Origin of the sequence: Clostridium sp., from assembly GCF_036569345.1 — a bacterium.
In the GTDB taxonomy this organism is placed as follows: Bacteria; Bacillota; Clostridia; order Clostridiales; family Clostridiaceae; genus Clostridium_AD.
Genome location: NZ_DATCQT010000210.1, coordinates 1 through 7,521, shown reverse-complemented (window position 1 = coordinate 7,521; position 7,521 = coordinate 1). Strand labels below are relative to the sequence as shown.

The window sequence follows — 7,521 nt, the reverse complement described above, 5'->3', positions numbered from 1 at the left end:
TTAATTTGGAATCTATCTTCTCCTACAATAAATGGCATCGTATCAACCCCTTACAGTATATATTCGACACCAATGAGCTAATTCCTTTTTGATTTAAAACTTACTGTATTAATTGTTAGACAGACTCACGTGCGGTGTTGTGAAAGGGGCGAAACATTTTAATTGTTAGCCTCTATTCGATTTGGTGACTAACTCACTGAAAGTGATGATTACCTCACTGAAAGTGATGACTACCTCACTGAAAGTGATGACTACAGCACTGAAAGTGATGATTACCTCACTGAAAGTGATGACTACAGCACCGTAGATGATGACTATTCGTACCTTCTTGTTAAAAGATCTTGAATTATAGTTATTTCAGTCTGTATTAAAACATTTTCGTTTTCTAACTTTAATATATTGTTTTCAGTTTCTTTATTTTTATGATCAAGGGTTTTTAAAGTTTTATTTAAATTTTTGTTAATAGCTACTTTTTCATCTATTATTGGTTTATAAATTTTGCTTAAAGTAAAATTTTTGTTGATTAAAACATATATTTTATTATAGAATGAAAGTAGAAATAATCTAATTTCTTTACTTATTTGGTTTAAGCTTGTAATAATTGAATCTATAAGTTTATTCATATTAATCACCTCAACTACATTTTACATAAAAAATGCTAAGAAAGGCAAGGTAATAATAATGGATGAAAATAGTAAAAATTATTATATAGAAAATATTAATAATAAAATTGAGAAGCTAGACCTTATAAAAAATAAATATAATATAGAACTAATTGAAAAAAATCAGGTTTTGGAGAAGAATATTTCCGCTTTAAAAAAATTAAAATTTACAAATGATATGCTACGAAATCAATATGATAGTCTAATAACATTAGTTGAGAAACAAGGATTAATTTTTGATGTGAATTTCAATAATTATGTCCCTCACCAGTGGGAAAATCTAGTTATAGTTAAAACTTCAAAAGGTTATGAAATTCAAACTAAATTAGGTAAAGTCTTAAAAATGTTAGATGAAAAATATTCTAAGATTATACAAGATATAAATAAAAACAAATTTCAAAGTTTAATTGTGATAAGAGTTACAGAAAAAGGTGCTTTACTTCAATTAAGGTTTAATTTAGATATTAAATAAATATATAATCAAATAAAAAAAATATTATATTTATTTAATTCAAACAATATAAAAGAAGCTGAATTTCAACCTTCAGCTTCTTTTATATTATTTTAAAATATTTAATTTAAATTATTTAACTTCTGTTCTGTCCCTATCACTATCTCTGTCTCTGTCTCTTCCTAAGAATGATAAAGAGTATAGGCCACATAATCCTACTAGAGCGAATATAATTCTTGTAAAGGCTGATCCTGTGCCAAATAAGCTTGATACTAGGTCAAATTTGAAAAATCCAATTAAACCCCAATTTATAGCGCCTATAATTACTAATACAAGTGCAGTACTATCTAATGCTTTCATTGTAAACATCTCCTCTTTTTATAATGTCTTATTATTATTGTTTACAATTATTTAAAAATTATTACAATATAAAAAAAAATTATTAGAAATATAAATATAAATAGATGAATTAATGAATATACTATTGATATATATTAGAAAATGTTTGATAATGTATAGTATACATTTATTTATAGAAAAGGGAGGTATAACATGAATACATTTTTACAAATTCTTAGTATTATTGCATTTTCAATAGTTGTTCTTGTAGTATATAATGTTTTAAAGGCTTATGTACTATATAAGATAAAAATTAATAAGTGGATAATACTTACAGCAGCTTTAGTAATATTTATAGTTCCTATGGCTTTATGGAAAAATATTCCAATATATATGAGCAGATACATAATACCAGGTTTATTTGTTATGTTATTTTTATGGTTTATGGATTTATCAGGTTTTTTGGGGAAAAGAAAAACTACTAACACAAATTATACGACTAGTAGTTCTAAAAAAAATAAGAAACCAGATGTAATAATTAGACCAAAAGCTAAACCAAATAGAGTTAAGAACATGAAAAAATAATATGATAAATAATATGATAAATAATAATAAAAGCAGTATAAATTTCGTTATGAAGTTTATACTGTTTTTTTACAAAACAAATGATACTAGTGTTTAACATTCTTCTTTATCAATTCCATAAATGTTTCAGGAGTGACTATAGCCACTTTAGAGTTTCTCTTTAGCCTATTCACAACCATTTCAATATTACTCAAGCTTTGGCTCCAAGCATGAACATAGACAAAGGTGTAACTATTAGAATTATAAATATCTACTTGCCCAGAGTCAATCCGCTTATTAATATTTTGAACTAACTCATCTTCACTTTCTAGACTACCCCAAAGTAAATCTCTACAGGATACTATAGGCTTATTATTAGACCAAATAATTTCTCCGTGATATTTGTCATGTTTATGATAATCAAGATAAAACAATCCAAGTATATTAGGCTTAATAGTAAATTTATTCCACAACTCATTATTATAGAAAGAAGCGTCATCTATAATTGCTATATATTTTTCATCTACTTTTTTCATATAATCATTTAATCTATTAATATATAACTCAAGTGATATCTTATCAAATTTACTTGGGTACATATAGCCATTTCCAGATGGCGGTACTATAAAATAATCATTAGTGGATCCATGTGATGCACTTTCATAATATAAGTTAAATACAGTAGGTGCAAGGTAATATAAAGATGGGCTTAATGACCAGCCTAAATTGAATTTACCTTTATCAGGAGAACCATACCATTTGTGTGAACCGTAATTAGTTCCAAGATCCCACTGTTGATTATCCCCATCAGACATAATAAATGTTACATTATGAACATTTTCATTACCCTGCATGTTTACTAACGTTTTTTGAGTCATAGGTAATGAAGGAAAGGCACTTAATACAGTTAAATTATAAGACCAATCTGCAGCAACCATACTAATACCATATTTTGAAGCTTTACTGATATTAATAAATTCATCTGGTCCCCAACCGAGGCAAATGGAGTCCTTCTCCATGGATGAAAATATTTTATCCCGAAGAGATGTAACACTAATACTATCCTCATAAAATATCAGGCATTTGGCCATTATGCCATAGTCCCTTAATGCGGAAGTTTTACCTGGTGATAATTGAATTATTATTGAATGATTGAGGCCCGAATTCCATAAATTATCATAAGCCCAGTTCTCATCGGTATTCCGACAGTCACCTTTAATTTTTGTGATACCATATATTCTTACCTTATCTTGAATAATTTCGTCAACAGCAATGCAGTTTCTTAATGAAGCAAGTGAACAAGCATTATTTATTGAAGGGTCTTTAAGCGATTTATTATTATAAAGTATATATCCATCAATATAATCTTTAAATACATCTAATAAGTACCATGAGTCCGAGACATTTTCGTATGAAACTCCATAATTATTTTTTAAATTATCTAACCATATTTGATAATCCGGTTGTGAGGAATTAAGTGTATATATTTGAATAGATGATTGCCTGTTAACCAACCCTTGGAGGGTAGCTATCATAGTCCGCTCACTAGAAGTCATTGAATCTTGAGAAATAACATATAAATAAGTTGGCATTGTAGGATTTTTTATATAATTATTAGTATTGATGGCTCTTTTAAAGTCACTCCATTTAATATTAATCATTGATATTTTCCTTACAGTATTTATAGAAATCAAACAAGAAATTAACACTTTCATTATTATTAAAAGACTTAATATGACTCTCATCAAAATTTGCTAATAGCAGCTGTCTATTTATAATGTCATTAGCCGTAACCTCTCGAGAGTTTTTCATCATATCATACATAATCATGAATGTAGTGGTCCTTCCTATGCCTTGCTTACAATGGAAATGTAGCCATGTATTTATAGGTTGTAGGGTTACTAACTTGACGAAGTAATCAACCATATCATCTGTAGGTATTTTACCATCAGTAACAGGGATGCGTATATAAGATAGTGATTTAGAATTAACAAGATGATTTTCATCTTCTACTCTTGTTGGAACTATAGTTATATTTTTATGATTATAAAAAGTAATAGGCATGTTTAATTTAATACTATTTAGTTTAATATATTCATTTTGCAAAACCTGCTCCATTGTTAACCCTATGTTAGCATCATTTTTAGCATTAGCAAAGCTAACAGGAAACCCATTAATAAATCCGTGGGATTCTTGTCTTAAGTCAACAACTGTTATAGGTAATGACGTTCCTATACTATTTATTATAAGAGGTAGATTATATTCGGAGAATTGATGACTGCCAGAAATGTTTAATGTATCTAATCCTTTAAGGTTTAAATTTTCATTACCTAACGTATTTAATTGACTAGTAGATTTACGAAAGTGTTTTGGCATGTCATAGTAATTTTGCGAATCCAAAACAAGATTTAAATATTCATTTAATTTCATTTTATTATAAAAATGAGGATACCTGATATACATAAAAAACCTCCATACTATATATGTGTCAGTATTATAATATGTAGCTTAATTGAGAAGGACACAAAAACTAAAAATAATAAGAGTTCAACTATTTTTGTATGTTGGTCTATTGATTCACTTTTTTCCGTTTAATTGCTCTGCAATTATTCTCGCTAAATAGTTACCTGTATTTTTCGTTTCACTGATTGTATTAGTTAGTGTGCCAACTTCAATTAACATAGCATTATTACTTCTACCTTGGTTATAAAAATCAATTCCAAAATCATGATAAAGGATTGGCGTTTTCCTTACAAGACCTGGAAATAATTTATTTGATATTCCTATCATGGAATCTACTAATTTCAGTTGTTTGCCATATTTAGGGTTTTGACGCGTTACTACAAACTGAAATTCGGCAACATTTTTCCCGTTTATGTTAGTGGTTACTTCATTCTTGTCTAATACACTATCTCTATGTAAATCTATAATTAAATCAAAATCCCCATACTTCTTTAAGTACTTATCTAAAGTAACTCCAGAATTTTCGTAGGCTATAGTGTAATTTGGTTTATCATTGACATTCTTATCGTGTATTGTAGAAATACCATAAATCTTTTCTAGATCATTGGTTATTACATCTCCTACAGCACATACATTTCTTGTTTGATCTATACTACTGTTAGTTTGAGATTTATCTTTGTCAGAGGTTGCATAAGCTTCACAAGTATGAGAATGATATATTAACACTCGTGGTTTGTTATTATTTAGAGTTTGCTTTAAAGCAGGATTATAGAGGGGTGCGTCTGCTACCACATTAGAGTTGCCAACACTAGTATCAGAATTAATAACATCCTTATTAGCTAAATTAAAAGGGTTAAAACTAAAATTTTCACTAGTAGTCGACTTGCTAAAACAATCAATTACTGATAATGTGTTTTCAATAACATTAAGATAAACATAATTTATATTGTTTTCTTCTGCCTTAACATATTTAGGTAATCTTAAGCCTACCAAAGAGATAATGAGTAATACGAGAATGCAGAAAGATATTCTCATATTATTATTGCTTTTATGACCATTTTTCAAAAGAAACTTTTTATTCATACCTTTATTACTCACTTATCCAACCCCCACGTTTATCACAATATATATTTCTCATATTTAATCATTAATTAAAAAAATATTATATGTATTATTATGAAATTTAAAATGAGATATTACATATTTTATTAAAAATTGAAAAATTATTAACAATTAGTATAAAGTTATAAACATCTTAAGGTGATAAAAAGAAGGGTAGTTGAAATTACAAAATTAAAACCCCCAGAATTAACGAAGAGAATGACTAATCATTCTCTTCGTTAATTCTGGTTTATTCTTATTTATTTACCCAAACATGGGTGATTTCCCCAAATACAAATTTGCGATAATGGTTTGCTTCTTTGTAAGCTTCGTTTATATAGTCTTTAGTCTCTTGTGTGTAAAAATCATTGGGATTGGGGGTAGTAAGTTGCGTTAATTTACATTCAATAATTAATCTGGCTTCTTTGAAAGACATATCTCCGGAAGGAGTTTGAACACTTGTCAATTCAACTTCTTTCATTTTCTCACTATCTTTTCCTGATTTACTTCCCAAAAAGAGCATTTGTTCCTTATATTCATTCGGGAAGTAAGACAGCGTATATGTTTGCTCTTTTTGAATTATTTCAAGCGTATAACGGTCTGCTCGAAGAATACACCAAGTGGTGGGTTTTTTGAAAAGAATCCCCAAACCACCCCCACTGCCTATCATGGAATTATAATGATCTTCCTTGCCCGCAGTAATAACCGTAGAATCTTTTCCTACCAACGGACCTACCAACGTAAGTACATTATCGCATATCTCTTCCGGAGAAATTTGTTTAAATAATTGATCAAAATTCATCTCTTTGACATTTACATGATTTATTTTTTGTTTCATTTTTTCTCCTTTCATGTCTGGTCTATTTATAGTATTATTATATATACTATATAACGGTTTATTATGTAGATTGTGTATTGATTGATTTAAATTTACACATTTAAAATCCTCACCTCTCGAAAAAGAATAGTTATGTTTCCTTGGCAACATAACTATTCTATCATTTTATTGTTTCCTTGTCAATAATAAAGTGGGGCTGTATCATACGCTGATGTTTCAGCGTTTTGATACAGCCCCTTTAGGTTACTTTTTGATACAATCACATTATTCAAAATCATTTCGATTTGTTATATCTACACCTTGCTTCTTTATTTCTGAATCCAAATGCCTACTATACTTTTCCACGAAGCTAAGCATGATATCAAATTGTTCCTCGGTTACCTGCTCAAATACGGCTTTATCCCGCGCTTGAAACTCTTTGTGCAGTTCCTCATGGACTTTGTTAATTACTTTCCCTTGCTCAGTAAGCCTAAAATAGATTTCTTTCTTGTTATCCGGTTTCTGGTAGCTTTCGATAATGCCTTTTTCTATGAGCTTCTTAGTTAATTTACTTATGGCACCCCTAGTCATATAAAAGGACTCCGCAAGTTTTGTCACGTTGGAATCTACATTTCTTCCAATGTATTCGATGCAATGTACTTCAGAAGACTTATAACCCTTAAGACTGTCTTTCATCTTAACCTTATTAAGCGAAGCCATCTTGTTTAATAAGTCCCTGAAACCCATTATGACCTGTTCTTCTTTGTTCATGACCTGTCCTCCCACCTGTTGGTGTATTAACAATATTATATCAAACTTTTGTTTCTATTTCAACAATGTTAAATAATGTCTTGGAGGTTCATTGCATTGTTTTTCCTTCCTGAATCAAGGAAAGCAATTAAACAGATTATTGAAATTATAAAATCACCCTGAACGTCTGAAAATAAAAGGTGACAATCTACATCAATAATAGTACGCACAAGTAAGGGGCTGTCTCAAAATAGAAATTAATTTCTATTTTGAGATAGCTCTTTTTTTCTCATCCAAATACAAAAGTGGATTCCGAGGAATCCACTTTTGGTGTATAATTTAAGCATGATTAATAAAAAAATTACACAAAAGAA

General features: G+C 29.0%; 7 protein-coding genes and 1 pseudogene. 2 read left to right on the top strand and 6 right to left on the bottom strand.

Annotated elements, in window-relative coordinates; genetic code table 11:
- Positions 1-314: 314 nt before the first annotated feature.
- On the bottom strand, positions 315-623 hold the full coding sequence (locus VIM70_RS22410) for a hypothetical protein (RefSeq protein ID WP_331947995.1): 309 nt from the start codon (positions 621-623) through the stop codon (positions 315-317).
- A gap of 58 nt (positions 624-681) precedes the next feature.
- Between VIM70_RS22410 and VIM70_RS22405 the strand changes: the two genes are divergently transcribed.
- Complete coding sequence (locus tag VIM70_RS22405; RefSeq protein ID WP_331947994.1) at positions 682-1,134, top strand: hypothetical protein; 453 nt, start codon at positions 682-684, stop codon at positions 1,132-1,134.
- 111 nt (positions 1,135-1,245) lie between these two features.
- Here VIM70_RS22405 and VIM70_RS22400 read toward each other — a convergent pair whose 3' ends face one another.
- The gene (locus tag VIM70_RS22400) at positions 1,246-1,473 is read right to left on the bottom strand and encodes a DUF378 domain-containing protein (RefSeq protein WP_331947993.1); all 228 of its coding nucleotides are present in this window, start codon (positions 1,471-1,473) and stop codon (positions 1,246-1,248) included.
- 192 nt (positions 1,474-1,665) lie between these two features.
- Here VIM70_RS22400 and VIM70_RS22395 point away from each other — a divergent pair, with 192 nt between their 5' ends.
- A complete protein-coding gene (locus tag VIM70_RS22395) occupies positions 1,666-2,037 on the top strand; it encodes a hypothetical protein (RefSeq protein WP_331947992.1) in 372 nt (123 codons plus the stop codon).
- An 86-nt stretch (positions 2,038-2,123) separates the two neighbouring features.
- Here the strand turns inward: VIM70_RS22395 and VIM70_RS22390 are convergent.
- The 4 genes and pseudogenes from VIM70_RS22390 to VIM70_RS22375 form a co-directional block, all read right to left on the bottom strand.
- A pseudogene (locus VIM70_RS22390) lies at positions 2,124-4,479 on the bottom strand (GxGYxYP domain-containing protein).
- 114 nt (positions 4,480-4,593) lie between these two features.
- Positions 4,594-5,577 carry a stage II sporulation protein P gene (locus VIM70_RS22385; protein WP_331947991.1) on the bottom strand — a complete coding sequence of 328 codons (984 nt, stop codon included), beginning with the start codon at positions 5,575-5,577 and terminating at the stop codon, positions 4,594-4,596.
- A 259-nt stretch (positions 5,578-5,836) separates the two neighbouring features.
- Positions 5,837-6,418 (bottom strand): flavin reductase, encoded by a 582-nt coding sequence (locus tag VIM70_RS22380; RefSeq protein ID WP_331947990.1) that lies wholly within the window; start codon positions 6,416-6,418, stop codon positions 5,837-5,839.
- 264 nt (positions 6,419-6,682) lie between these two features.
- Positions 6,683-7,168, bottom strand: a complete 486-nt coding sequence (locus VIM70_RS22375; protein WP_331947989.1) for a MarR family transcriptional regulator — start codon at positions 7,166-7,168, stop codon at positions 6,683-6,685.
- Positions 7,169-7,521 lie beyond the last annotated feature (353 nt).

Excerpts from the sequence above, each read along its gene's own strand:
- VIM70_RS22375 (WP_331947989.1), bottom strand. The coding sequence starts at position 7,168 with ATGAACAAAGAAGAACAGGTCATAATGGGTTTCAGGGACTTATTAAAC.
- VIM70_RS22380 (WP_331947990.1), bottom strand. The coding sequence starts at position 6,418 with ATGAAACAAAAAATAAATCATGTAAATGTCAAAGAGATGAATTTTGAT.
- VIM70_RS22400 (WP_331947993.1), bottom strand. The coding sequence starts at position 1,473 with ATGAAAGCATTAGATAGTACTGCACTTGTATTAGTAATTATAGGCGCT.
- VIM70_RS22405 (WP_331947994.1), top strand. The coding sequence starts at position 682 with ATGGATGAAAATAGTAAAAATTATTATATAGAAAATATTAATAATAAA.
- VIM70_RS22410 (WP_331947995.1), bottom strand. The coding sequence starts at position 623 with ATGAATAAACTTATAGATTCAATTATTACAAGCTTAAACCAAATAAGT.
- VIM70_RS22395 (WP_331947992.1), top strand. The coding sequence starts at position 1,666 with ATGAATACATTTTTACAAATTCTTAGTATTATTGCATTTTCAATAGTT.